This window comes from Jatrophihabitans sp., from assembly GCF_046262535.1.
GTDB lineage: Bacteria > Actinomycetota > Actinomycetes > Mycobacteriales > Jatrophihabitantaceae > Jatrophihabitans.
The window spans coordinates 1-22,652 of the sequence record NZ_JBHEMO010000091.1 but is presented as its reverse complement, the minus strand read 5'-3'; the positions used below and the strand labels follow the sequence as shown (position 1 = coordinate 22,652).

Sequence of the window (22,652 nt, the reverse complement as noted above, 5' to 3'; positions counted from 1 at the left end):
GAGGGGTCGGCGATCATTCGCGCCGCCCGGCCGGCCCCACGGTCACAGCGGGATCCCGTAGTCGGCCGCGATGCCAGTGACGCCACGCGAATATCCCTGCCCCAACACCTTGAACTTCCACTCGGCGCCGTGCCGGTACACCTCGCCGAGCGCCACGGCGGTCTCGCCCTCGAAAGCGGAAGCCAACTCCTCGGAGCGAACGAGCTCACGGCTGTCGGCGGCGTTGAGCACCCGGATCACACACGAGCGAAGCTGACCGAGCGTGCGGCGCTGGGCCGGACCCTCGTTGACGTAGAGAACGACGGCGATCCGCTCGATGCCGGCCGGAACCGCGGCCAGATCGACCACGATCTGCTCGTTGTCGCCGCCGAGCGCCTGCTCGAGCTGTTGCACCGACTGCTCAGGGGCCGCGAGCTGGTTGAAGAACACGAAGTCCTGATCGCTGCGCGCCCGACCGTCTGGGCCGCACAGGATCGCCGCGAAGACGAGGTTGTCGTCGAGGACGCGCTCGGCACCGGCGTTCCAGCTCATGCCCAGGACGACTGACCGCAACCCGGGTATCTCGCGGGTCAGGGCGACGTTCGCCCCGCGCTTCATCTCAGCCATCTCGGAGTCGACCCTAGTAGCGGTCAGAGGTCGAGGTCGGAACGGGTGAATTTCGTCCTCAGGAAGTTCCCCTGCGAGAACAGCCGGTCGGCATCGTGCGCCTGGGTCGCCTGTAAGAGTTCGTCGGCGGCCAGCGCGAGCGACTCGACCTGCTCGCGCAACGCCTCACGTGGCGTCCGCCCGGACGGACCGGCACGCTCGGTCGCTGCCGGGTCGAGATTGAGGTACGTGCGCAGCGTGGTCGGCAGGTAGTCGCCGACGATGCCGTTGATCGAGACGACCGCATACACGTCGAGATCGTGATCGGAGGACGTCTCGATGAGTTCGCGGATCCTGTCGGTGGCCTGCCGAGCGATGACGACGGCCTCCACCGGAAGTTTGCCGGCGTTGCGATTGATGAACTGGACGAGTTCCCACAGCCGGAGCCGCAGCTTGTCCGGTGAGTCGTTGTCCTCCTCGGGCTGCGGCTCCGCCGGCGGGCTCTCGTGTCCGCGCCGGAACCAGGTCATGAGGGTCGAGTCATGAGCAGCACGTCATGAGGCCCAGGCGGTCACGCTCACGACGGCAGCGCCGGGGGCTGCCCGCCGCCGAAGTCGGCGCCGCCCGCCTCGCCGCGGCGGGTGCGCTCGAGGTAGGGCTTGGCCCGCTCGATCTGGCCCTCCAGCGCAGTGACCGTCTGCGCCATCGAGTCGACGGCCTGCGAGCGGAACGAGTCGATCGCGTCCATCGTCTGGAAGACGTTGTCGAAGGCGGCCTGCAGCTTCTGGATGTCGACGGTGCTGCTCGCCGCCTGCTCGTTGATCGCGGCGCCCTGCACCCGCAGCTGCTGCGAGGTCGACTCGATCAGGTTCGACGTCGTCGCGTTCAACGCGCTGATCTGGTCGAGGACGAGCTTCTGGCGAGCGAGCGCCTGCGACACGATCACCGCTGTGCGCAACGCCGAGATCGTCGTCGTCTGCGCGCGGTCGACGCCCTTGATCAGCTCGATGTTGTTCTTGCGCACCAGGTCGAGCGCCATGTAGCCCTGCACCGACACGGCCATCTGCGTCATGATGTCCTGCCGCCGCTGGCGGATGGCGAACAGCGCGTCCGACTTCAGCGTGTTCGCGGCCTCGGCGTTGCCGGCGGCCTCGAGTTCGGCCACCTTGTTGGTAATCGCCTCGTCGAGGGCCGATGCCAGCGCGTTGTACTCGCTGAGCTTGCCCATCGTCGTCCACATGTTGGCCTTCTCGGTCTCGATCGCCGCGTTGTCCTTGCGGAGGTCGTCCTGGCCGGCTTCCAACGACTTGATGATCGCGTTGAGCTGCGTCTGCGCGGACTCGTACTTCTGGAAGTACTTCTGGATCTTGTCCCCGCCCGGCAGCCACTTGAGGACCTTCTTCACGCCCGTGAGGTCGGCTCGGTTGGGGTCGAGGTCGGTGACGGTGTTGCGGAGCTCGTTCAGCGTGGTGGCCACCCGCGTCTGCGCGTCACCGCCGGCACCGCCCTTGCCCGCCTTCATCACGGCGGCGGGCCGGTCGAGCATCCGGTTCGACACCTGGGCCGACGCGCGCAGTTCCTTGTCGCCCATCGACGTGATCGAGTCGACCTTCTTGGTGAACTCCGGTGAGCGCGTGTCGAGCCCAGCCAACTCGGCGGCGAACGCCGCGGCCCGCTCGGCCAGCTGGGACTTCTTCGCGTCGTCGACCGGGATGGCGCCGGCGGCCTCCTCCTCCTTCACCATCGGGACGGGCGCAGGCGGGCTGAGGACGAGCCCGCCGGCGGCGACCGGAGCGGCCGTCGTCGCGGTGGTTGCCGGGGTTGCGGTGGAACCGAGATCGAGCTCGGACATGGCGAGAACTCCTACCTGCGATGCGTGCGTCGGAACATATGGTGCTACAGATGCCCGGCGATGGCGGGCAAAAGATCCTTGAACGTCCGGCCGCTGGCCGGAACTCCGATGGCGGTCATCGACCAACCCGCACCGTCGCGGGCGACCTTGGCCATGATCTGGGCAGTGTGGCTCCCCGATCCGGTCAGCTCATAGCGCGCGATCTCGCTGTCGCTCGTGTCGTCGACGAGTCGGCAGAACGCGTTCTCGATCTGCGAGAAGTCCTGGCCGGTGAACGAGTTGACGGTGAAAACCAACGTCCTGACCTGAGCCGGCACCCGCGACAGATCGACGCGGATCGATTCGTCGTCGCCCTCGCCCGCGCCGGTGAGGTTGTCACCGGTGTGCTGGACGGAGCCGTCCTTGCTCGTCAGCTGTTGGAACCACACCTGGTCGACGAGCACGCCCGCCGCATCGAAGAGCAGCGCGGACGCGTCGAGGTCGATCGTCTGCGCGCGCTTGCGCCCGAACAGGCCCTTGACCGCGGCGGCATCCCAGCCCAGGCCCATGCGCACCTTGGTCAGGCCGGCGCCGCCCTCCTTTGACAGCGAGACCTTCTGTCCCTTGGACAGGCTGACACTCACTTGCGACCTCGGGTCCAGTTCATGCCCCAGCCATAGGCCTCATCCAGGGCGCGCTGCGCCCCGTTGAGGTAGTTCACCTCGCGGCGGACGACGATCTCGCCGTTCTCGTTGGTGATCATGGCGATCGCGCAGATGCGCGCACCGTCACGGGGGTCGTCGAGCAGCACCTCGATCGGCGGCGCGCCGACCGGGGTCAGCGTTGCGACGCCCTTGGCCGCGGCCCAGTTCGCCGCCCCTTCGTAGATCAGGGCGAAGACGAGAACACGGTTGATCAACGAGGGATCGGTGAGGTCGATCGTCATGTTCTCGCCGCCGGTGTTCTGCCCGGACCGGTCGTCACCGTCGAGGCGGACGAGTTGGCGGCCGGCCCGGTTGCCCGCCACGAACGCGTTCCCGAGTGCCTGCACGACTCCCTTGCTGCCGTCGCTGAACTCGTACAGGCAGCCGAGATCCAGATCGAGTTGCGAGTACTTCTTGAAGAAGCCCTTCTCGGGCGGCTTGGCGTCCCAGTTCAAGTTGACCGCCAGCACACCGCGCGACCCGCCATGCTTGGTCAAGGACACCGACGGCGCGCTCTTGGTCAGCGTCACCTTCGACAGCGAGACAGACGCGGCGGGCGCGCCCGGAGCCACGGCCGGCGGCGGCGGAACGATCGATGCCGGCGCCGGTGGGACAGGCTGTCCGGCCGGCGGCGGTGGCGGGATGCCCGGAGGCGGTGGCGGAACAACCGGCTCGGGCGTGGCCGGCCGCTTGGTGTAGTCGATTCCCATGACTGCCTCTCAGACCTCGTGAACCCTCTTCAGACAGCGGCCGGAGCGCGCTCGGGCGCCGGGTCGCCCTCGGCATCGGCGCGCCGGTTGCGGATGATCGAAGAGACGAGCGCGGCGCCGATGAAGGCGACACCGATCAGGCCGGTGACGACCTCGGGCACCTCGTACTCGATGGTGATCAGCAACAGCACCGCCAGCGCGCCGATGGCATAGAGCGCACCATGCTCCAGATAAACGTACTCGGCCAGCGTCCCCTTCTTGACCAGATACACCGTCAGCGAGCGGATGAACATCGCGCCGATGCCGAGACCGATGGCGATGATGATCGGGTCGGAAGTGATGGCGAACGCGCCGACCACGCCGTCGAAGCTGAACGATGCGTCCAGGACCTCGAGATACAGGAACAGGAAGAACGCGGCCTTGCCGACGACGTGCATCGTCTTGTTCTTCTCGAGCTTCGCCTGCAGGTCGTCCGCGTCGGAGTCGCCGTCTCCGTCCTCGTCCTCGTCCTGATCGAAGAACTCGCCCAAACTGTTCACCAGCAGGTAGGTGGCAATGCCCAGGACCCCGGAGACCAGGATCGTCGAGATCCGGTCCGGCTGTGCGGTGTCGGCGTGCTTGCCCAACGTGTAGGCCGAAACCGCGAGCGCGCCCAGCGCGATGACGACCGACAGCTGGTCGAGCTTGCCGATGCGGGCCAACGGCCGTTCGATCCACGACAGCCAGGTGATCTCGCGCTCTTCAAAGATGAAGTCCAGGAAGAGCATCAGCAGGAACATGCCGCCGAACGCCGCGATGGCCGGGTGCGCTTGGTGCAGCAGATAGCCGTAGGTGCCGTGCTTGGCGGGATCACCCTTGTCCAGTGCGAGCCGGATCGCCTCGACCGGCGTCAGGCTGGCCGTGATGCCGACGATCAGCAGCGGGAAGACGAGTCGCATGCCGAACACCGCGATCGCCACACCGACGGTCAGGAAGATCTTTTGCCAGAACGGGCTCATCCGCACCAACACGGTCGCGTTGACGACCGCGTTGTCGAAGCTCAGTGACACCTCGAGCACAGCGAGGATCGCCGCCAGCGCGAGTCCCTTACCGCCGCCATAGATGTAGCCGAGGACGAGCCCGACCGCGGCAATCCCGAATGAACCGCCGAAGGTGCGGAGCAACACCAGTTACCCCGCCTCAGCCGACGTTGACGCCGTAGTCGCGGGCAATGCCCGACAGGCCCGTGCTGTAGCCCTGGCCGACGGCCCGGAACTTCCACTCGGCGCCGTTGCGGTACAGCTCGCCGAAGATCATGGCCGTCTCGGTCGACGCGTCCTCGGACAGGTCGTAGCGGGTGATCTCGTTGTTGTCGGCCTGGTTGACGACCCGGATGAACGCGTTGCGGACCTGGCCGAAGGACTGCTGGCGGTTGTCGGCGTCGTAGATCGACACCGTCACGACGATCTTGTCGACCTCCTGCGGCACCGCAGCGAGGTTGACCTTGATCGCCTCGTCATCACCCTCGCCCTCACCGGTCAGGTTGTCGCCCGTGTGCTCGACCGACCCGTCGGGGCTCGTCAGGTTGTTGAAGAAGATGAAGTGCTGGTCGGACAGGATCTTGCCGTTGGTGCCGACCATCAGCGCCGAGGCGTCCAGGTCGAAATCCGCACCGGTGGTCGTGCGGACGTCCCAGCCGAGGCCGACGAGCACGGCCTGCAGGCCCGGCACCTCCTTGGACAGCGATACGTTTCCACCCTTGCTCAGGCTTACGCTCATGCCTTCAACCCTCCGCTTCGTCGCGACCGTCCCCGATCGCTCGACTGTAGTGGGAACGTCCCGAATGGCCCCCGCGTTCCGGAGTCAGACGTTGACCCCGAAATCGCGCGCGATGCCGGTCAGCCCGGCGCTGTATCCCTGGCCCACGGCGCGGAACTTCCATTCGTCGTTGTTGCGGTACAACTCGCCGAAGACCATCGCGGTCTCGGTGGACGCGTCCTCGGACAAGTCGTAGCGGGCGAGTTCGGAGTCGTCGGCCTGGTTGACGACCCGGATGAACGCGTTGCGGACCTGGCCGAAGGTCTGTCCGGCCGTGTCGCCCTCATAGATCGAGACGGGGAACACGACTCGCGCCGCCTCGGGCGGCAGTCCGGCCAGATTCACGCGCACCTGCTCGTCGTCGCCGCCGCCCTCTCCGGTCAGGTTGTCGCCCGTGTGCTGGACGGCGTTGTCCGGGGTGGTCAAGTTGTTGAAGAAGACGAAGTGCTTGTCGCTGAGCACCTTGCCGTCTGCGTTGCAGACGATCGCGCTGGCATCGAGGTCGAACGCCTTGCCGTCGGTGGTTCGCGCATCCCAGCCCAGGCCGACGATCACGGCGGTGAGGCCAGGTGCCTGCTTGGTGAGCGACACATTGCCGCCCTTGGTGAGGTTCACGCTCACGGCTGCTCCAGTTCGCGACGATGGTAGGGATGCAACAGACCCTAGTCGGATCGGGCACTTCAGTCGTTGCGCACGATCGAGAAGAAGTACTCCTTGCTGGCCGGGTCGTAGGCCCACCCGACGCCGAACGACTGCATCGGCGACAGCAGCTTGGCGAATGGGAGGATGTTCTTGACCGCCGCCTGCCCGTCCGGTGCCGACAGCGTGGTTTCGGCCCACCCGCCGGAGCAGCCGTTGCCGTTGCGCAGGGCGCATTCCTTGGCCGGCGCCGAGACCTTGCCCGGAACGGCGGGCTCACCGTGCTGGGTGCGGTAGGCGTTCACCGCAGCGACGGCGTTACCGATGTCGTCGTCCAGCGCGCAGCGCTGCGACGTCGGGCACGACGCCGGGCGCGGGTTGGTGGGCGATGTGCTCGATGTCGACGAGGTACGGGCCGCGGCGGTGGTTCGAGGTTTCGACGCGGTGGGCGACGTGGCGTGCGAGGTGGCGACGTCGTCCAGAGGTCCCGCCCCGCCGCTGTCGTCCTTGGGTTTGTCGTTACTGATGAGCACGGTCATGACGACGACGAACAGCACCGCGACCACACCCAGCATGCCCAGCAGCCACGCGGCGCGACGGCGCAGGTCCGACTCAACCTCCGGCTCGGTTTCGTCGACCACCCGATCCCCTCCCAATGGGCGCGACCAGTCCCCAGTATGACGTTTCGACCCTGAGCGCCCGTTGCGTGCCCGCCGGTGCGCTGAACTCAGCACCCAGCTGGTCGGCGTAACCCTGGACTAGCTGAACAGTTCTTCCATCGCCGGGATCGGGACGCGAGCCGCGACGGCGGGCACGGCGGCGGCAGGACTCGTCGGCACGGGCTCGACGATGTCGACCGTGGCGAGCGCGTCGTCCGTGAGGAAGCGGCTCGGCTTCGCGAGCACGTGGCGGGCGTGCATGCTCGTCGGGTGCGTGGGCATTCGAAACGGTGTGTAGATCGACAGTGTGTCCCGGGCTCGCGTGGCGGCGACGTAGAACAGCCGCTGCTCCTCGGCGAGCCCGTCGTCGGCACCCAGAGCCATGTCGGAGGGGAACGCGCCGTCGACGGCATGGATCAGGTGGACCGCTGTCCACTCCAACCCCTTGGCCGAGTGGACCGTGGACAGGATCAGGTAGTCCTCGTCGCGGTGCGCCTGATTCGCGTAGTCGGCACTGGACGACGCGGGGTCGATCGTCATCTCGGCGACGAAGGCAGCCAGGTCGGCGCTGGTCGCGGCCGAGGCGGCGAGCCGGTCGACGTCGTCCACCCGGCTGACCCAGTGGACGTAGTGGCTGCGCACGAGCGGGCGCACTGCCGCGAGGCAGGCCTCGACGGTTGGGCTGCTGCCCACTGCCGCCTGGGCCGACGCCAGATGCGCGAGGGTGGTCGCGAGATTCGTGCGGGCCTTCGGCGGCGCCGCGGCCACGACGGCAGCATGATCGTGTGCGTCGTCGGCGTCGACGAGCAAGGGAACCAGGGTGCGGGCGCTGGCCTTGCCGATGGCGCGGTGCCGGCACAGCAGCCGGTACCAGGCCAGCTCGTCGGCGGGGTTGCTCGCCAGCCGCAGGGCGGCCAGGAAGTCGCGGACGTGCGCGGTGTCGCTGAACCGGATCCCGCCGTACTTGACGTACGGGATGTGGCGCACGGTCAGCTCGACCTCCAGCGCCTTGCTGTGGCTGGCCGAACGCATGAGGACCGCCTGCTCGCGCAGCGCCAGGCCGTTCTCTTGCGCAGCGAGGATCGTGTCGGCAACCGTCCGCGCCTCGCCGTCGGCGTCGGGGCACTTCACCAGCACCGGCTTGGCCGCGGCGCCGGCGCGATCGGCCGTCAGACGCACGCGAAGGTTCCCATCCCCCGGCCTGATGACGTTGGCCAGGTCGAGCACCGGCTGGGTCGACCGGAAGTTGCGCTGGAGCCGGACCAGAGTTGAATCGGGCAGCGCCTCGTGCAGTTGGCGGAGGTGGTCGCCACTGGCACCGCGGAAGCCGTAGATCGCCTGTGCGTCGTCGCCGACAACGGTCAGCCCGATACCGCTCGGCCGCAGCGCGGTGACGAGGTCGACCTGCACCCGGTTGACGTCCTGGTACTCGTCGACGAGCACCCAATCCCACCGCGCCTGCAACCGGGCGCCGACGACCGGGTCGAGCAGGAGCGCGCGCCAGCAGACGAGGAGGTCGTCGAAGTCGAGCAGGCCCCGCTGCCGCTTGCGGGCGACGAAGGCGCGGAACAGCGCCACGATGGCGTCGGCATGGTCGATGCACCACGGGAACTCGGTGTCCATCACCTCGCGGGCCGGCCGGCCGGTGTTGACCGCACGCGAGTAGACGTCGGCCAGCGCCTGGCTGGTCGGCACCCGGACCTCGTTGCCGGTGAGCCCGTGCTCCTCACGCAGCAGGTCGAGCAGGTCGACGACGTCGCTGGGGTCGAGCACGGTGACGGCCGACAGACCGAGGTGCGCGGCGTGCTCGGCGACGAGGCGGTGCGCCACCGCGTGGAAGGTGCCGCCCCACAGCCGCCGCCCCGCCTCGGGATCACCGCAGAGCGCAGCCGCTCGGGATGTCATCGACGCGGCGGCCCGGCGGGTGAAGGTCAGGAGCAGTACCCGCTCGGGCGCGACGCCCGCCTCGAGCAACCGGGCGACGCGAGCGGTCAGCGTGCGGGTCTTGCCGGTTCCCGCGCCGGCGACGATGACGAGCGGGCCGGATCCGTGTTCGGCGGCCGCCAACTGATCGACATCGAGACCGTCAGACCAGTGCGTGTCAAACATGTGTTCGACTTTAGCGGCACCGGGCTGGCCGCCCCGATGACACGCCGGGCCGCCCCCCGTCGCGGCACAGCGCCACCGCGCCGCCGACTACGAGGCGGTGTAGTGGACCGGCAAGGTCTTGATGCCGTTGAGCCAGCCCGACCGCAGGCGCGTCGGCGCGTCGGTCCGGGTGATGTCCGGCGCGAGGTCGGCGAGCATCTCGAAGATCAGCTTGATCTCCAGGCGGGCGAGGTTGGCCCCGATGCAGTAGTGCGCGCCGTGGCCGCCGAAGGCGAGGTGCGGGTTCGGTGAGCGGGTGATGTCGAACGTGAACGGGTCGGTGAAGACGTCCTCGTCATGGTTGGCGCTGGCATAGAACAGGCCGACGCGTTGCCCGGCCCGGATCTGCACCCCCCCGAGCTCGATGTCCTCCAGCGCGGTGCGCTGGAACGAGGTGACCGGGGTCGCCCAGCGGACGACCTCGTCGACCATCGTCTCCGGCCGCTCGCGCTTCCAGAGCCCCCACTGGTCCGGGTGGTCGAAGAACGCGTTCATCCCGTGCGTGATCGCGTTGCGGGTCGTCTCGTTGCCGGCCACGGCGAGGGCGATGACGAAGAACCCGAGCTCGTCGTCGGTCAACCCCTCGCCGTCCTTGTCGAAGTTGATCAGCTTGGTCACCAGGTCGTCGCGCGGCGATTCGGCCCGCTCCGCGGCAAGGCCCATCGCGTACATCAACACCTCGATCGACGCCGCCTGCGGGTCGCCGGCGAACTCGGGGTCGTCCGAAGCGGTCATCTGGTTCGTCCAGTCGAAGAGCTTCTGCCGGTCCTCGGCCGGCACCCCGAGCAGGTCGGCAATCGTCTCCAGCGGAAGCTGCGCCGCGACCTGCGCGACGAAGTTGCCGCTGCCTCCGGCGACCGCCGCAGTGACGACCCGTTCGGCCCTGGCTCGCATGACGTCGTCGAGTGCACTGATCGCCCGCGGAGTGAAACCGCGCGAGATGATGCGCCGCATCTGGGTGTGGGTGGGCGCGTCCTGGTTGATGATCACCACTCGGGTCAGCTCGACCGATTCGCGCGTTGTCGTCTCGGGCAGCCGGATGATCGCGCCGTTCTGCCAGCTGGAGAACACCGCGCTGTTCATCGAGACCGCAGAGACGTCGGCGTGCTTCGTGATCGCCCAGTAGCCGGTGCCTTCCATGCCCGCGCGCGCTTCGGGCGCCTGCTCGACCCACGAGATCGGCGCCGTGCGCCGCAGGGCGGCGAACTCCTCGTGCGGCACGCCGGCCCAGTTGACATCGGGATCCGTCAGGTCGAATCCTGCGGGGGCTGAAACGGACACGGCAGTTCCTTCCGTAAGCGCGATCATACAGATCGGCGTTGTTGGATGTACAAAAACATGAAAGTGTATGGTCGTCAAGGGAGGACCGGATGAGGACCCACGGTTGGGGCGGGTGCCCGCCGAGCACGGACGACGAGGCGCGGGCGCGCATCCTCGACGTGACCCGCCGACGCCTGGCCGAGGTCGGCGCCACCACCACGTCGGAGATCGCCGAGCTCCTCGGCGTGACCCGGCAGACGGTGTATCGGTACTACGCAACGACCGATGACCTCCTCAACGCGGCCGCGATGGACGCCGTCGCTGACCTCGTCTCGCACCTCGGCACGCACGTCCGCGAGCATCTCGTCGAGACCGGCGGCGACGCCGGTGACGCAGCGGCCGAGGTCGTGGCCTACGTCTACGAGCATCTGCGCGACGACCCCGCCCTGAACCGGTTGATCGCGCCGGGCCGGATCAGCACCACGCTGGCCGGCCTGACGGCTCCCTCGTCGATTGCCTTGGGACGCTCCTTGCTGGCCGACCTGCCGGTGGACTGGGTCGAGGCCGGCGTCGACGGGGACGAGCAGCGCGAGCTGGTCGAGCACCTGCTCCGTACCCTGCAGTCGCTCGTCATCGACCCCGGCGATCCCGAGCGGTCACCGGCTGAGCTGCGGGCCTATCTCACGCGCTGGGTGTCGCCTGCGGTGCGCGCCAGTCAGGTCAGCCACTGAGTTCCGTCAGACGCTGGTCGAACCGACGATCTCGTGGCGACATGTGTGTCGGGAGCGGCGACTTGCGCCGCCTTCTCGGCCGGCCGACCACGACGATGCCCGACGCGGTGCGCGCGGCAACCGGGGCGCTGCCGGCAGCGGCGGGTTGGCCGGCACGAGCCCGCGGGCTGGTGGTGGAACGGCTCGTCCAGTTGGGCGCGGACCCAGGCATTAGAACGTGAGTACGACAGAAACGGGCGTCGGACGACGGCTTCAGAATGAATTTTCGGAGCTCTTCGGTAAGCCGGGCGCTACCTCACATGAGCAGGCGTTCCGTCGCCGTCTTGATCACCGTCGATCGTGAGCGGCGGCCGGGATGGTCGGCCGCGATGTAGTCGTTGGCCAGGAACAACGAGAATGCCAAGAGGCAGCGTGCCTCGACGTCAGCCGGGTCGCTGGAAATGGCGCCGAACAGCGAGCGCATGTAGTCCATGCGCCGGTTGTCGAGTCGCCGAAGTCGCTCGGCCACAGCCTGGTCGCGGCGGGCCCACTCGCGGACCGCCAACTCGACCTTGAGCATGTCGTCGATCGAGGTCGCGATCGTGAAGAGATGCCGCAGGCGAGTGCGCGCGTCGCCACCGTCGGCCTCCACCCGGACGATCACCTCTTCAGTGACGACGCGTTCCCAGCTGTCAAGCATCTCTCGCAGCAATGCGTTCCGGCCGTCGAAATGCCAGTAGAAGCCGCCCTTGGTCACGCCGAGGGCTTGGGCCAGGCTTTCGATCCGCACAGCATCGGGACCGCCGATGCCGAGGGCGCGAAGGCCTTCCTCGATCCAGCTCGACCGCGGCGTCTGAATGGCTGCCGGCATGCTGCGTCGCGCTCCCTCGGGTTGACGGATGAACGAACCATACTTTAGCGTATAGATACGGCACTGTATGGATCGCCGCTCCGTCTGCGGAGGAGGGTCATGAGATCTCAACCGTTCCGAGTCGATCAGATCGCCGTGGCACCCGAGCCACTTCTCGACAGCAGCGTCTATGACGAGGCCGACTCGTTCGAGGTCCGCCTCGACCACCCCGACAGCCATTCGGCCGAGGAGTGGGTGCGGACGGCGCTCGAGGACGCGCCCGCCGGCCTGCGTCTACTCATCCGTCGCGTCCACCGCGACGTCATCCGCTTCCGGCTCGGCCCACAGTCCGACGCCGACCACATCCTCGGATGGCAGATCGTGACTTCATCCCCCGACGTGCTCCAGCTGGAGGCGGCCGGACCGGTCGCACGCGGCGTCATCGTCGCGCGCCGGCAGTCCCCCACCCGAGCGACTCTGACGACGTTCGTGTTCTACCGGAATTCGTCGGCCCGGTTTATGTGGCCGTTCATCCGACCGGTCCACCAGCGCGTCGCTCGGTACCTGCTTCATCGAGCTGCCGCGACGTTCACGGCCCCGGCCGTCACCTCCATGCACTGACCGTCGGCCAGGCGCAACGCGTCACTACGCTCGGTGGACACGACGTTTCCTCGATGCGAGGACGTCGCCGAAGCGAGGAGCGCACCGTGGCAGCAGTAAGCAGCGAGGCAGACGGACGCACGCGCGCGCTCGCCGACGGCAACGAGATACCGCTGGTCGGCTTGGGCGTCTGGCAAGTGCCTGACGGGCGCGAGTGCGAGGAAGCGGTGGCCTGGGCGCTGGAGGCCGGCTACCGCCACATCGACACCGCTCAGGCGTACGGCAACGAGCGAAGTGTGGGCAAGGCGCTGCGCGACAGCGGACTCCCCCGCGAGGACGTCTTCATCACGACCAAGTTCTACCCGGCGCGGCAGGACCCGGAGGCGGAGGCGCAGCGAAGCCTGGAGCGCCTGGGCGTTGACTCCCTCGACCTCTACATCGTTCATTGGCCGCAGGGTGGGCCGACGTGGGCGTGGGACGGGATGCAGCGCGCGCACGAACGCGGCTATGCGCGATCGATCGGGGTTTCCAACTTCAGTGCGTCCGAACTCGACGCCGTGTTCGCGATCGCCGATGTGCACCCGGTGGTCAACCAGATCCAGTTCAGCCCGTTCGAGTACCGGCGCGGCCTGCTTGACGCGTGCGACGGTCGTCGCGTCGCGGTCGAGGCATACAGCCCGCTCGGCACCGGCCGGCACCTCGGCGACGCGCAGGTCGCCGACATCGCCGAGCGCGTGGGGCGGACGCCGGCGCAGGTGCTCATCCGCTGGGCCGTGCAGCGGGATCTGATCGTCCTGCCGAAGTCGACGCATCGAGAGCGCATCGAGCAGAACGCGCAGGTCTTCGACTTCGAGCTGTCCGAGGCCGACGTCGCCACGCTCGACGGTCTGGACCGGACGAACGGGACCGACCGCGCCCTGGAAAGCCTCTGGTGGTGAACGGCGGCGCACCCAGCCCGCTCTCGGAGGCAGCATCGGGCGATGGGTTTCGCTGACCTCCCGACGTCAGCCGTCTGGGATCACGTAGGTGGGCGGCGCGGATTCGAGGCCGCGTCGATCACGCGTGCCGACGCCGGATGGACGGTGACGGGATCCACGACGGCGATCGAGGAGGGCGTCCCGTGGTGGGTCGCGTACGAGATCGAACTCTCGTCCTCGTTCGTCACTCGACGGGCGCAGGTCACGGGCCGCTCTGGATCGAGTCCCCCGTCGAGCGTGCTGATCGAGGGTGACGGGCGCGGGGGTTGGGCGGTCGACGGCCGCCACGAGCCGGTGCTGGACGGATGCCTCGACGTCGATCTCGAGTCGTCGGCGCTGACCAACACGTTCCCGCTGCGGCGACTGGATCCTCGTCCCGGCAACTCCGTGTCGGTTCCCGCCGTGTACGTGCGCGCGCACGGGCTGGCCGTCGAGCGGCTCGAACAGCTCTATGAACGGAGCCAGACCGGCCCCACCGATGTTCTCGTCGACTACGCCGCTCCGACATTCGATTTCGCGTGCCGCATCGCCTATGACGTCCAGGGATTGGTCGTCGACTATCCGGGGATCGCGCGACGGGTGAAATGACGGCCGCGGAGGGCCCTAATTGTTGTGCCGACCGCGCAGGGCGAAGTTACGGTGCAGACCATGTCCGACATGCCTACCGTGGTGCTGCGCACGCCCACCGACGACGACGCCGATCTGTTCTTCACGATCGCCGCGGATCTTGAGACCTGGGAGGAGCGAAGCCCATCGGCACCTGCTCCACTGACCCGGCCGACTTACGAAGCGCGCCGAGCCCGGGCCGCCGAAAGCGATTCAGCGGAGGACAGCGTGACGTTCGTGGTCGAATTCGACGGCCGGGCGGTGGGCACCGCGTCGCTGTTCGAGTTCGACCCACTGGCCCGCCACGCCGAAGCCGGGATCAGCTTGACACCCGATGCCCGCGGCCGCGGCATCGGGACGGCAGCGATCACCCAACTCGTCGAGTTCGCGTTCGTGCGCCGGAACCTGCGCCGTATCCATCTGCAAGCGATCGCGTCCAACACCGGCGCGATCCGCGCATACGAAAAGGCGGGGTTCGTCCTCGAAGGGCGGCAGCGCGAGCACGCGTGGGTCCGCGGGCACTACGAGGACATCGTGCGGATGGGAATCCTGCGGTCGGAGCACCACTCGCCCACGTAGGCGCGGCACCCGCTAGGCGGCCCGCTCCCTGGGCCTGCCGCGCGGGACTTAGCGCTGCTGACCGGGCGGCAGGATCTCGACGTAGCCGTCGGTGCCGTGCACCCGGATGCGTTGCCCGTCCTCGATGAGCCGGGTCGCCCGCTCGATGGCGACAACCGCCGGCAGCCCGTACTCCCGCGCGATCACCGCGCCGTGCGTCATCTGGCCGCCGACTTCCGTGACCAGGCCGGCGACGGTCAGGAACACCGGCGACCAGCTCGGGTCGGTGAACGCCGTGACGAGGATGTCGCCGGCTTCGAGGTCGGCCTCCCCCAGGTCGTGGACCACTCGCGCGCGTCCCTCGACCACGCCGGCCGAGACGGCGAGCCCGACCAGTGCGCGGGCCGGGACCCCGTCGCGCCGAAACCGGCCGGAAATGGTTCCCCCTTCGGACGTGAGCACACGCGGCGGCGTCAGCGCCTGGTAGGAGAGGAACTCCTCTCGACGCCGGAGCAGTAGTTCGCGGTCGACGCTGCCCGTGCGCACGGCGTCGTGCAGCTCGTCGAAGGTCAGGAAGAAGGCGTCGTCGAGCTCGTCCAGCACGCCCGCGGCCACCAACCGCCGTACCTCATGGAGGATGGCCTGCTTGAGGACGAAGTAGCGGTTGATCATGGCGTACTTCGGGTGCTCGCGGTAGCCGGCGAAGGTGCGGAGCCGGTCGATCATCCGCTTGGTCTCGGCGGCCTTGGCCTCGCTGTCGGGAAGCTCGCGCAGCCGCCCCAGCAGACGATGTTCGGTCTCTCGCGCCTCCGCCAGCCCCTGATCGAAACGTCGCTGACGCTCGCCCGGCTCGACGTTGCGGACGTTCGTGAGGATCACCGGCACGAGAATGCCGGGGCGCTCGCTCCATCGCGGCCGGGTGATGTCGATCTCGCCGACGCAGCGCATCCCGTATCGGTCGAGCCAGGCCTGGATCTCCGCCCGCACCTCATCGCCGCCCGGCAGTGACGGCAGGTGGCCGAGAAACCCGTCGTCGCCCTCCACCGATTGGAGGTACGTGACGACCTCCGGGTGCCGGCGGACGGCGTCGGCGACGTCGAGCAGGGCCATCCCCATCTCGGAGGTGACATTGTGCGTGACGGATTGGGTGAGCGCGTCGGCAGCGTTGGTCTCGCCCAGCCATTCGAGCATGTGATCGTTGATCCACCAGGCGGCCTCCATCCCGGCCATGATGGCCGGGAGGCTGCGCGGGTCGATCTGCCCGGGCCTGACCTCCTGGAGGTCGCGGCGGATGTAGTCGAAGACCTCCGGCCCCGCCTTTGTTCGGATCTCCTTCTCGAGCTCGGTGAGGGAATCTTGCGCCTTGCCGATCAGCTCGGCGACGAGCGCCGGATCGGTCTCGATGGGTTCCGCCGGCGGCGGGAAGTAGGGCTGCGCGGGGCCGTCGCCCGGCCGTGACGGCGGGAACCCGCCCTGTTCGATGGCCGTTTCGAGAGCGTCCCGGAACAGCGGATCGTGCCGTCCGATCATCTGGAGCAAGCCGGCACGGGCCGGTGGCGACACCAAGCGGTCGGTCACGTCGACGAACAACCGCCCGCCCGCAGCGCGCATGGGTGCGGGCGCCGTCAGTTGCCACACGGAGATTCCGAGCGGCTTCCACGCGTCGGTCATCATCTGCTGGTGCCCCACGGACAGGTAGACGCGGTACTTGGCGTCGTCCACATCCGGGACGGGGAACAACGTGGTGATGGGCCGGCTCTGGACGATCTGGATCGCGCCGTCGCGCAGACACCACTCGATGTCCTGCGGCGCCCCGAAGTGGGCCTCGATGCGCCGGGCCGTGCGGTCAAGTTCAGTGACCTGCGCGTCGCTGAGCAGGGGTCGGTCACCGGCGATCGTCCGCGTCGTGATTGCGCCGCGGCGGACCGCGTAGCCGTCGGCGTTTGCCCGGCCGGAGACGAGGGCGTCGCCCAATCCGCGGACGGCCTCGATCACCGTGACCGTCCGGTTGGATGTGAGCGGATCGGCGGTGAACAGCACGCCCGAAGCGTCCGCGTCGACCATCCGCTGCACCACGACGGCCATGGCCGCCGCGCGGCCGTCGTAGCCGTTGCGCAGCCGGTAGCTGACCGCCCGTTCCGAGAACAGCGACGCCCAGCACCGGGCGACGTGGCGGAGCACGGCCGGGGCTCCCGCGACGTCGAGGTAGGTGTCGTGCTGGCCGGCGAACGACGCTGACGGTAGATCCTCGGCGGTGGCGCTCGACCGCACGGCGTACCGCTCGTCCGAACCTTCGGCGGCCAGCGCCTGCGTGATGGCGTCGGCGATGTCGTCCGGGACGGCAGTGCCTTCCACCACGTCGCGGAGCTCGGCACTCACGGCGCGGATCCGCTCGTGGTCATCTGCGGAGAGCCCGGCCAGCTCATCCAGCGAATCCTCCAGTGACAGCGACGCCATCGCCGTGCGGAACGCCTCTGCCGTGACGCAGAAGCCAGGCGGGACGGCGATGCCGTCGATCTTCGACACCGCGCCGAGGTTCGCCCCCTTTCCGCCTACGACGGCGACCTGTCCCTCGTCGACCCGATCCAAACCCAGCACGTAGTCGGTCATTTGTTCCTTTCCCGTCGGCCCGGTCGGGGCGCCACGGCGGGCGATTCTTCGGCACCACCGGGGGCTTGCCGCAAGCCCCCCACTGCGCTATAGCTTGAAAGTGAGGGACGGCGCGGAATCCGATGACGTTCGTCATCGGTCGAAGGCGACATTCATGCCTAGCCGGCGCGAGCGCCCGAGCGACACGATCGGACAGGTCGCAACCGCCGCCCGGAAGGTCTGCACGATGACTCCCCGTCCTCAGCTCACCCGCGTCCACAACTTCGGTGTCTCCCTCGACGGCTTTGCCACGGGTGAAGGCCGAACGCTGGACGCTCCGTTCGGCCATGCCGGCTTCCGGCTGCACGAGTGGTTCTTCGACACCGCCATGGGCCGGGAGATGCAGGGCCGGGGCCCGGGCGGCAGCCGAGGTGTCGACAACGTCTACACCGAGACGAACTGGCGCGACGTCGGCGCCGAGATCATGGGCAGGGGCAAGTTCGGCCCGCAGACGGGTCCTTGGCCGGACGAGTCGTGGCAGGGCTGGTGGGGTGACGACCCGCCGTTCCACACTCCTGTTTTCGTCCTCACGCACCACCTTCGTCCGTCCATCGAAATGGCCGGTGGCACGACCTTTCACTTCCGCGACGCGTCGCCGGCGGACGTGCTCGCCGAAGCGCAGCAGGCCGCCGGCGACCTCGACGTCCGCATAGGCGGTGGCCCGAGCACGGTGCGCGAGTTCCTCGACGCCGACCTCATCGATCACCTGCACGTCGTCCTGGTTCCCGTCGTCCTCGGCCGCGGAGTGAGCCTGTGGGCCGGGCAGGAAGCGCTCCGCGAGCGTTTCGACGTGGAGGCCGTCGCTTCGCCGCAAGGCGTGATCCACCTGACCTTCACGCGTCGGGCATGAGTTCATGACCTACGTCGTCGGCGAATGTCGACAACCGTTCAACCAGTTCGGCGCCCGCCCGGCGCCGGCCGACCCGAGATGACCGGAGAGCGAGACATGGACAGAGCGCAGATCGACGAGATCCTGACCGATCCGGTGACCCTCGACCTCGTCGACAGACAACCGATCATGCAGATCGCCTACGCCGCGAGAGACGGCAGCCCACGCGCCGTCCCCATCGGTTACCTGTTGCGGGCGGGCAAGTTCCTCTTCTTCACCATTCCCATCTCGGACAAGGTCGCCGCCCTGCGCCGCGACCCGCGCATCGCCCTCACCATCGACGTGTCCCCGCCCCCGTGCTGCCTGTTGGTCCGCGGCACGGCCGAGCTCCGTGAGGAAGAAGGCGTTCCGGACGAATATCTCGAGGCGTCGTTCCGGACGATGCCGGCCGACCAGCACGCCGGGTTCGAGGAGCAGGTGCGCGCGCTGTACGACTCGATGATGCGCATCGAGGTGACCCCCACCTGGGTGCGGCTCAACGACTTCCAGCGGACCGCGCCCCGCGCGGTCGAACGCATGGTTGCCGCCAAGCAGGGATGACTGCGCAGCCCACGAGAACCGGAGACGCCCAGATGACATTTGCACCGCGCTTCGACCACGTCGGCATCACCGTGTCCGACCTCGACGAGGCGACGGCCTTCTTCCTCGCCCTGGGACTCGAGGTAGAGGGCCGGATGTTGATGGAGGGCCAGTTCGTCGACGACGTCATCGGCATCCCTGACTCCCGCAGCCAGATCGTCATGCTGCGGACGCCCGGCGGAGGCGGCGGCGTGGAACTGTCGAGTTTCCTGCGGCCCGACTCCCAGCCCGGGTCTCCCGCCGCGATGTCCCCCGAACTGGGGCTGCGCAACGTGTCGTTCCAGGTGAATGACCTTCAAGCAGCCGTCGACCGACTGGCCGAAGACGGCTACGGCCTCGTCGGCCGCATCGGACAGTACGAGAACGTCTGGCGCATGGCCTACGTACGTGGACCGGACGGAATCATCGTGTCCCTGGCCGAGCGGATCGACTGACGCAGGCGGCCAGCCCGCGACGTCCTGCGAGCCGCCGGACATCCGATCCCGCCGGTCAGGCGGTCTGCCGGCGCAACGTGGCTGCGGCCAGCGCCAACGAGAGCAGGGCGCTGCCGGCCAGCACGACCGCACCGCGGACGTATGACGCACTCAGCTCCGATGAGACGGTCACGTGCTGCAGAGCCTCCACCGCGTAGGACAGCTGCATGGCGTCGGAGAAGTACCGAAGCCACTCGGCCATCTGGTTGCGCGGAAGGAAGAGAGACCGCACACGAGGAGTTGCGGCAGCACGATGATCGGCATGTACTGGACGGCCTGGAACTCTGTCTGCGCGAACGCGCTGGCGAACAGGCCGAGCACGAGCCCGAACCAGGCGTCGAGCAACGCCACGAGCACGAGTGATTAGAGCGGACCGGCCACGTCGAGACCGAGCCAGGTCGAGACGGCGACGGCCAGAGCCACCTGCGCCAGTGCCACGACCGAGAAGGCGAGCGCATAGCCGAGCAACAGATCGAGCTTTCCCATCGGCGTCGTGAGCAGGCCGGATCGACAACCGTCCTCAATCGGAACATGCAGAAGGCGACAGCACCACTGCTGCACCCCACCGGCGAGACCTTCTCGCGTGTCTTCGCGTGGGGTGCGGCCGAACCCTCGCTCGTCACCGTGGTGGAGCCGTTCGCCGTCGAGGTCACTGCCGACGCCTCCGCGGAGGACGGAAACCTGCGTCACAACCCGCGGCTATTGCGGGCTCGTCCAGGTCTTGACCCCGAGGACCTGATGCTATGAGAACTGCCGCTGAGCGTCAGCCGTGACTTCCACGCCGGCCGGCAGGTGACTGCGGCTTCACCGGATCGGCCGCCGAAAGCCGCTGCCAGCCGGCCAATAAGGCGTACGTCGGCCCTGCGGGACGGCAGTGCTCGTGCTGAATCCGTCTGAGGCATCGCCACATTATGGGAGGTCGGGCACCCATTTGTGGATCCAGGAGGTCTGGTTGTCGATCCGGGCGGTGGTCTCTGCCGTGGTGTGTGGGCAGTTCGGACCGTTCGACTCGGTGGACACGAGTAGCGGCGTTGCGCCTGAGGTGAAGTAGGGGGCGCCGGAGTCGTAGGGGCAGGCGCTGGTGTTCGAGGAGGGGGCGTAGCCGGTCACGCTGACGGTTGTCGACGAGAAGCGGGCGATCTTCATCTGGCCCCAGTACAGCTGGTTCGACGGGGTCGGGTTCACAGCTTGGGTGGCGCCCCAGCCGGCCATGGTGAGGATCGTGCCCTTACTTGGCGCCGTGGCGGCCAGGTGCAGCGGTCGGACCGGGTTGTTGGCGGCGCTGGCGCCGCTGAGGTGCGCGAGGGCGATGTCGGCGGTAGGTGATTGCTGCACCGTGTCGATGCTGAACGTCACTGCGGTGGTCGGTGTCGGGTTGGTGGTGACGGTGTTGAACGTCGCCGTCGTCGAGTAAGGGACGGGCCCACTGACCGGGTTGCGGCTGACGTCGTGGAAGCAGTGCCCGGCTGTGATCACCCACGTGGGGGAGATCAGCGCGCCGGAGCAGCCGCTGTCGTAGGTGCCGCCGGTACTGGTCGGGATGTTGGTCATCACCAGCTTCACCGCGAAGGCGTACTGGCCCGGCGTGGCCGCCGTGCCATTGGCAAGCGCAGACGCCGGACCCGCGCCGACCACACCCGCGCTGAGAAGCGCGATGAAGGCGGCGAGCGCCGCACCTCGAGAACGTTTCATTTCGCCCGCTCCTGCTCGCCGGTCAGCCAGACACGGTCATTCCACTGTACCGGCCCCGGGCACCTCAGCTTGCCCAACGATCTTGTAGATCTCGGGTCTCGGTCGCCGGGCGATGGCCGCAGTAATGCTGTCGCGGGTTTGGTCACCCAGCTTGTCGAACTCGCCCTTCAGGAAGGCTTGCGCGAGCATGGCCAGCCCGTGGAACTGGATCTCGGACCGGTAGGTGATGGTGCTCGTTCCGGGTGCAGCGTCGACGACCCTGATGTCGTCGGTCGAGGTGGCCGTCTTGTTCTTCCCGACGAGGGTGATGTGGCCAGGCTCCAGAGTGACCAGCTCATAGGTGAGCTCGGTCTCGCGGCCCTTGATCTCGCAGACGTTGTGCCACGTAGTACCGACGGCCACCGGTCCGGTTCCTTCCTGGACGCAGCTCTTGGTCCCCGGGTCCCACTCCTCAGCGTTGGCGAAGTCTTTCAGGTAGTCCACGACGACGGCCGCAGGCCTGGCAGCCTCGAAAGTACGTTCCGTGACAATCACAGGCCAGTCCTTCGTGTCGGCGGTGCCGCGCTCGACACCGACGAGGTACCCGCGGGCCGCGGCGGCCGTCATCGGGCCCGACACCAACACGATCCTCGGCGTAGCCGGGGAGGGGTACGCCTTGCATCAGTACCGTGCGTGGCTGCTCGACAACCTCGCCCGGCTTCTCGACGACGGCCTGTTCATCAGTTCCGCCGGCTTGCTCAACGAAGGCCGCATCGCCTGGGTTGAGCTCGAGGCTCCGGAGAACCTGGTCACCAAGACTGGGGTCGCGTTCCGGCCGCACCTGCTTGTCTGTACGTCACACGACCAGTCTTTCGCGTCCACTTACAAGCGGGTCCAGACCGTCATCGTGTGCGACAACACCCTTGCCTTGGCCCGTGGGGAACGAGGAGCGCAGGTCAAGGTCCGGCACACCCGAAATAGCAGTCTGAACATCGCTACCGCGCGGGACGCCCTGCAGATCGTGTTCGACTCCGGCGCCGAGTTCGCCGCCGAGATCGACCACCTCGTCGACACCACAGTCACGGACGAGCATTGGGAGGCCTTCCTGGATGCGCGCGTCGCGGTCCCGGAGGCGGAGGGCCGGGCCAGAACGATGGCGACAAGCAAACACCTACAACCAAGCCGCCCCGAGCGCACGATACTTCGAGCCATCGACGGATCGACCGCCAGGGCCGACGCCGATGCCCTGGCGGTACTCGCCCGGGTTCACCGCGGAAACGTCTAGTTCATCCATCTGCGGACATAGCTCTGGGCCCCTTCCCAAGAAGCCCGGGAAGCCCTGAACGCTGTCCCCAACCGCCGGGAGGCCTTCGTCCTGTAGCGAGATGACGGGGGCCTTCCGGCATGACGAGACTTGATCAAAGCCTCGGCGGCTGGGGACCGCCCAGAAGTGTTGAACGGCCGCGCGGGCGAGCAGACCGGACCCGGCGGTTCTCGTGAACGGTCAGCGCGCCTGCGGGGCTGGGGGCAGGGCCGTGTCGCCAGTGGCGCCCCAGTGAATCTGCATCACGCCGCGTACATACCAGTAGCTGGTGGAGGGCCGGAAGAGCGCGAGGTCGGCGCGCTGGTCGCCGGTGTAGTCCGCCGGCACCGGGACATCGCCGGAGACGCCGTAGTGGATCGGGGTCATGCCGCGCACGTACCAGTAGCCGGTGGAGGGGCGGAAGACTGCGGCGTCGGTGCGTCCGTCGCCGGTG

The 22,652-nt window shown here is 68.1% G+C and carries 27 protein-coding genes and 1 pseudogene; 10 read left to right on the top strand and 18 right to left on the bottom strand.

What is annotated here, in order from left to right; all coding sequences use genetic code 11:
- Nucleotides 1-42 precede the first annotated feature (42 nt).
- From ABR571_RS13625 to ABR571_RS13575, 11 genes are all read right to left on the bottom strand, one after another.
- Nucleotides 43-606, bottom strand: coding sequence for a TerD family protein (locus ABR571_RS13625; RefSeq protein ID WP_409453748.1), 564 nt, complete (start codon nucleotides 604-606; stop codon nucleotides 43-45).
- A 23-nt stretch (nucleotides 607-629) separates the two neighbouring features.
- Nucleotides 630-1,115, bottom strand: coding sequence for a hypothetical protein (locus ABR571_RS13620; protein ID WP_409453747.1), 486 nt, complete (start codon nucleotides 1,113-1,115; stop codon nucleotides 630-632).
- Between the two features lie 47 nt (nucleotides 1,116-1,162).
- Nucleotides 1,163-2,437 (bottom strand): toxic anion resistance protein, encoded by a 1,275-nt coding sequence (locus tag ABR571_RS13615; RefSeq protein WP_409453746.1) that lies wholly within the window; start codon nucleotides 2,435-2,437, stop codon nucleotides 1,163-1,165.
- A gap of 44 nt (nucleotides 2,438-2,481) precedes the next feature.
- Nucleotides 2,482-3,060, bottom strand: a complete 579-nt coding sequence (locus tag ABR571_RS13610; RefSeq protein WP_409453745.1) for a TerD family protein — start codon at nucleotides 3,058-3,060, stop codon at nucleotides 2,482-2,484.
- The gene (locus tag ABR571_RS13605) at nucleotides 3,057-3,830 is read right to left on the bottom strand and encodes a tellurium resistance protein (RefSeq protein WP_409453744.1); all 774 of its coding nucleotides are present in this window, start codon (nucleotides 3,828-3,830) and stop codon (nucleotides 3,057-3,059) included. Before ABR571_RS13605 ends, ABR571_RS13610 begins: the two co-directional genes overlap by 4 nt.
- A gap of 29 nt (nucleotides 3,831-3,859) precedes the next feature.
- Nucleotides 3,860-4,996, bottom strand: coding sequence for a DUF475 domain-containing protein (locus ABR571_RS13600; RefSeq protein ID WP_409453743.1), 1,137 nt, complete (start codon nucleotides 4,994-4,996; stop codon nucleotides 3,860-3,862).
- Nucleotides 4,997-5,009: 13 nt separating this feature from the next.
- A complete protein-coding gene (locus ABR571_RS13595; protein WP_409453742.1) occupies nucleotides 5,010-5,588 on the bottom strand; it encodes a TerD family protein in 579 nt (192 codons plus the stop codon).
- Between the two features lie 84 nt (nucleotides 5,589-5,672).
- Complete coding sequence (locus ABR571_RS13590) at nucleotides 5,673-6,248, bottom strand: TerD family protein (RefSeq protein WP_409453741.1); 576 nt, start codon at nucleotides 6,246-6,248, stop codon at nucleotides 5,673-5,675.
- Nucleotides 6,249-6,307: 59 nt separating this feature from the next.
- Entirely contained in the window at nucleotides 6,308-6,907 is a 600-nt protein-coding gene (locus ABR571_RS13585) for a hypothetical protein (protein ID WP_409453740.1), read from the bottom strand.
- Nucleotides 6,908-7,024: 117 nt separating this feature from the next.
- Entirely contained in the window at nucleotides 7,025-9,034 is a 2,010-nt protein-coding gene (locus tag ABR571_RS13580; RefSeq protein WP_409453739.1) for an ATP-dependent helicase, read from the bottom strand.
- An 87-nt stretch (nucleotides 9,035-9,121) separates the two neighbouring features.
- Nucleotides 9,122-10,381, bottom strand: a complete 1,260-nt coding sequence (locus tag ABR571_RS13575) for a cytochrome P450 (protein ID WP_409453738.1) — start codon at nucleotides 10,379-10,381, stop codon at nucleotides 9,122-9,124.
- A gap of 62 nt (nucleotides 10,382-10,443) precedes the next feature.
- Here ABR571_RS13575 and ABR571_RS13570 point away from each other — a divergent pair, with 62 nt between their 5' ends.
- Nucleotides 10,444-11,064 (top strand): TetR/AcrR family transcriptional regulator, encoded by a 621-nt coding sequence (locus ABR571_RS13570; protein WP_409453737.1) that lies wholly within the window; start codon nucleotides 10,444-10,446, stop codon nucleotides 11,062-11,064.
- Between the two features lie 295 nt (nucleotides 11,065-11,359).
- Here the strand turns inward: ABR571_RS13570 and ABR571_RS13565 are convergent, their stop codons facing one another.
- On the bottom strand, nucleotides 11,360-11,914 hold the full coding sequence (locus ABR571_RS13565) for a TetR/AcrR family transcriptional regulator (protein ID WP_409453736.1): 555 nt from the start codon (nucleotides 11,912-11,914) through the stop codon (nucleotides 11,360-11,362).
- Between the two features lie 99 nt (nucleotides 11,915-12,013).
- Here ABR571_RS13565 and ABR571_RS13560 point away from each other — a divergent pair, with 99 nt between their 5' ends.
- From ABR571_RS13560 to ABR571_RS13545, 4 genes are all read left to right on the top strand, one after another.
- The gene (locus ABR571_RS13560; protein WP_409453735.1) at nucleotides 12,014-12,514 is read left to right on the top strand and encodes a hypothetical protein; all 501 of its coding nucleotides are present in this window, start codon (nucleotides 12,014-12,016) and stop codon (nucleotides 12,512-12,514) included.
- Nucleotides 12,515-12,600: 86 nt separating this feature from the next.
- Nucleotides 12,601-13,431: an aldo/keto reductase gene (locus tag ABR571_RS13555; protein ID WP_409453734.1), complete on the top strand. Its 831-nt coding sequence runs from the start codon at nucleotides 12,601-12,603 to the stop codon at nucleotides 13,429-13,431.
- A 42-nt stretch (nucleotides 13,432-13,473) separates the two neighbouring features.
- Complete coding sequence (locus ABR571_RS13550) at nucleotides 13,474-14,058, top strand: putative glycolipid-binding domain-containing protein (RefSeq protein WP_409453733.1); 585 nt, start codon at nucleotides 13,474-13,476, stop codon at nucleotides 14,056-14,058.
- Nucleotides 14,059-14,118: 60 nt separating this feature from the next.
- Nucleotides 14,119-14,655: a GNAT family N-acetyltransferase gene (locus ABR571_RS13545; protein ID WP_409453732.1), complete on the top strand. Its 537-nt coding sequence runs from the start codon at nucleotides 14,119-14,121 to the stop codon at nucleotides 14,653-14,655.
- Nucleotides 14,656-14,703: 48 nt separating this feature from the next.
- Here the strand turns inward: ABR571_RS13545 and ABR571_RS13540 are convergent, their stop codons facing one another.
- Nucleotides 14,704-17,244 carry a phosphoenolpyruvate synthase gene (locus ABR571_RS13540; RefSeq protein ID WP_409453731.1) on the bottom strand — a complete coding sequence of 847 codons (2,541 nt, stop codon included), beginning with the start codon at nucleotides 17,242-17,244 and terminating at the stop codon, nucleotides 14,704-14,706.
- A 226-nt stretch (nucleotides 17,245-17,470) separates the two neighbouring features.
- Between ABR571_RS13540 and ABR571_RS13535 the strand changes: the two genes are divergently transcribed.
- The 3 genes from ABR571_RS13535 (at nucleotide 17,471) to ABR571_RS13525 (ending at nucleotide 19,185) form a co-directional block, all read left to right on the top strand.
- On the top strand, nucleotides 17,471-18,133 hold the full coding sequence (locus tag ABR571_RS13535) for a dihydrofolate reductase family protein (protein WP_409453730.1): 663 nt from the start codon (nucleotides 17,471-17,473) through the stop codon (nucleotides 18,131-18,133).
- 96 nt (nucleotides 18,134-18,229) lie between these two features.
- Complete coding sequence (locus ABR571_RS13530; RefSeq protein ID WP_409453729.1) at nucleotides 18,230-18,712, top strand: pyridoxamine 5'-phosphate oxidase family protein; 483 nt, start codon at nucleotides 18,230-18,232, stop codon at nucleotides 18,710-18,712.
- Nucleotides 18,713-18,744: 32 nt separating this feature from the next.
- A complete protein-coding gene (locus tag ABR571_RS13525; RefSeq protein ID WP_409453728.1) occupies nucleotides 18,745-19,185 on the top strand; it encodes a VOC family protein in 441 nt (146 codons plus the stop codon).
- A 55-nt stretch (nucleotides 19,186-19,240) separates the two neighbouring features.
- Here ABR571_RS13525 and ABR571_RS13520 read toward each other — a convergent pair whose 3' ends face one another.
- Nucleotides 19,241-19,456, bottom strand: coding sequence for a hypothetical protein (locus ABR571_RS13520; protein ID WP_409453727.1), 216 nt, complete (start codon nucleotides 19,454-19,456; stop codon nucleotides 19,241-19,243).
- Nucleotides 19,457-19,587: 131 nt separating this feature from the next.
- The gene (locus ABR571_RS13515; protein ID WP_409453726.1) at nucleotides 19,588-19,710 is read right to left on the bottom strand and encodes a hypothetical protein; all 123 of its coding nucleotides are present in this window, start codon (nucleotides 19,708-19,710) and stop codon (nucleotides 19,588-19,590) included.
- 45 nt (nucleotides 19,711-19,755) lie between these two features.
- On the opposite strand from ABR571_RS13515, the gene ABR571_RS13510 reads away from it, so the two are divergent.
- Complete coding sequence (locus tag ABR571_RS13510; protein WP_409453725.1) at nucleotides 19,756-19,971, top strand: hypothetical protein; 216 nt, start codon at nucleotides 19,756-19,758, stop codon at nucleotides 19,969-19,971.
- A gap of 162 nt (nucleotides 19,972-20,133) precedes the next feature.
- Here ABR571_RS13510 and ABR571_RS13505 read toward each other — a convergent pair whose 3' ends face one another.
- Both ABR571_RS13505 and ABR571_RS13500 read right to left on the bottom strand, forming a co-directional pair.
- Nucleotides 20,134-20,916 (bottom strand): trypsin-like serine protease, encoded by a 783-nt coding sequence (locus tag ABR571_RS13505; RefSeq protein ID WP_409453724.1) that lies wholly within the window; start codon nucleotides 20,914-20,916, stop codon nucleotides 20,134-20,136.
- 36 nt (nucleotides 20,917-20,952) lie between these two features.
- Nucleotides 20,953-21,399, bottom strand: coding sequence for an SRPBCC family protein (locus tag ABR571_RS13500; RefSeq protein WP_409453723.1), 447 nt, complete (start codon nucleotides 21,397-21,399; stop codon nucleotides 20,953-20,955).
- A 40-nt stretch (nucleotides 21,400-21,439) separates the two neighbouring features.
- Between ABR571_RS13500 and ABR571_RS13495 the strand changes: the two genes are divergently transcribed.
- A complete protein-coding gene (locus ABR571_RS13495; RefSeq protein WP_409453722.1) occupies nucleotides 21,440-22,180 on the top strand; it encodes a DUF932 domain-containing protein in 741 nt (246 codons plus the stop codon).
- Nucleotides 22,181-22,399: 219 nt separating this feature from the next.
- On the opposite strand, the pseudogene ABR571_RS13490 reads toward ABR571_RS13495, so the two are convergent.
- Nucleotides 22,400-22,652: pseudogene (locus ABR571_RS13490) on the bottom strand (hypothetical protein); the annotation flags it as partial.